The 1,250-nt window shown below is 45.8% G+C and carries 2 protein-coding genes and 1 pseudogene; all 3 read right to left on the bottom strand.

All coding sequences use genetic code 11. The features are described from left to right. Positions 1–325, bottom strand: a pseudogene (locus tag L8H52_RS30280) (RHS repeat domain-containing protein); the annotation flags it as partial. 193 nt (positions 326–518) lie between these two features. Continuing rightward, positions 519–824: a hypothetical protein gene (locus L8H52_RS30275; protein ID WP_034152547.1), complete on the bottom strand. Its 306-nt coding sequence runs from the start codon at positions 822–824 to the stop codon at positions 519–521. Continuing rightward, a partial coding sequence (locus L8H52_RS30270) for a hypothetical protein (RefSeq protein WP_242210167.1) occupies positions 821–1,250 on the bottom strand: 430 nt, incomplete at its 5' end. The genes L8H52_RS30275 and L8H52_RS30270, both read right to left, overlap by 4 nt.

The following is a 1,250-nucleotide window of genomic DNA, read 5'->3' as shown; positions in this document are numbered from 1 at the left end:
ACGAGTGATTCGCCCAAGCTCGTCGCGTTCCGGTGACGCGGCCATACGGGTTGTAGGTGAACGCGCGAGTGGCGCCGCCGGGCAGGGTTACTTGGGTCAGACGATCAACTGCATCCCATTGGTATTGGGTGATAGCACCGAATTCGTCCTGACGGGTAATTTTTCGACCGAGCGCGTCATAGCGGTATTTGCGCTGACCGCCATCTGGCAGGCGCTCTTCCAGCAACTGACCTAGGTTGTTCCAGCCGAGTTGACATCGGCTGCCGTCTGAGTGTTGAGTCTCTAACAGACGCTGTTGTCGATCATAGCTGTAAAGCGTGGTGTTGCAGTCCGAAGAAAGGGGACAAATTTATTTTCTAAAAAAAGGGCTGGTTTCTCTTGAGTGCAGCAAATGAAATTGTCCCATTTTCAGTTGAATTTTTATAATTTTTATTATTGTAACGATAAGCGGTAAATAGGCCTAAAGTTTTCGGGAATGGTGTTTTTTACGAAAGGTCTATTTTACGCCTGCGTAAAGATTAAGGTTTTTTTATTTTATTCAGGGTGTGATCTAACGCTCTTTCAAGTTCAGTCCAAGTTTTCGCGCTTTCGCTGTGTGTGGGCGACTCCCAGTTTTGATCTGAAATTAGCGAGATTCTAAAGGAGCCATTTTCGCTGAATTCTGGGTACCATCCAATATCAATTATTTGTTCGAGTGGCAGTGATGCCTGTAATAGATCTTCTTTTAAATCGTCGGTAATAAGTTTGATGTCGCTTCCAACTAATGTGGAGAGATCATCGAAAGTAATTGTTCCGCCGAGCGTTATTATTTTATCAATGTTCATCGATTATTTTTCTTCTTGGTTAGTTTTTTGAAGGCTTCTTCAGATATCGGATGTCCATGTATGGTGTTCGCACTCAATTCCACCCTCATGTACCGGGTTTCTTTTCCGTCGTTAGCACCGATAGTTTTTCCCATATCAATGACTTTCCATGGTTTTCCATTATTGACATCTTGTCCGTTTGCAAACGCGTGCCGTTCTAATGCTTCTATATCTGTGCCCGGCACATATTTCGCTGCACCTCCATTGGCAGTGGATTTTACGACAGAAGGCCAAGGAGCCTTAGGGGCCACATGTTTATTTCCATGGTTTGTCCACTGAACGTCTGGAGGAGGCGGGGATCCATCGCTAACCTTGGCTTTTTGCTCTGGAGGCTCGGCACCTTGGCCAGGAATGCATTTATCCCCACCAGGGCAAGTGTTTAGACCA

Origin of the sequence: Pseudomonas sp. CROZ-RG-20F-R04-15, assembly GCF_022662375.1 — a bacterium.
Lineage (GTDB): Bacteria > Pseudomonadota > Gammaproteobacteria > Pseudomonadales > Pseudomonadaceae > Aquipseudomonas.
Note: the sequence above shows the minus strand (reverse complement) of the source record. Positions and strands in the feature narration are given on the sequence as shown.

Excerpts from the sequence above, each read along its gene's own strand:
- L8H52_RS30275 (WP_034152547.1), bottom strand. The coding sequence starts at position 824 with ATGAACATTGATAAAATAATAACGCTCGGCGGAACAATTACTTTCGAT.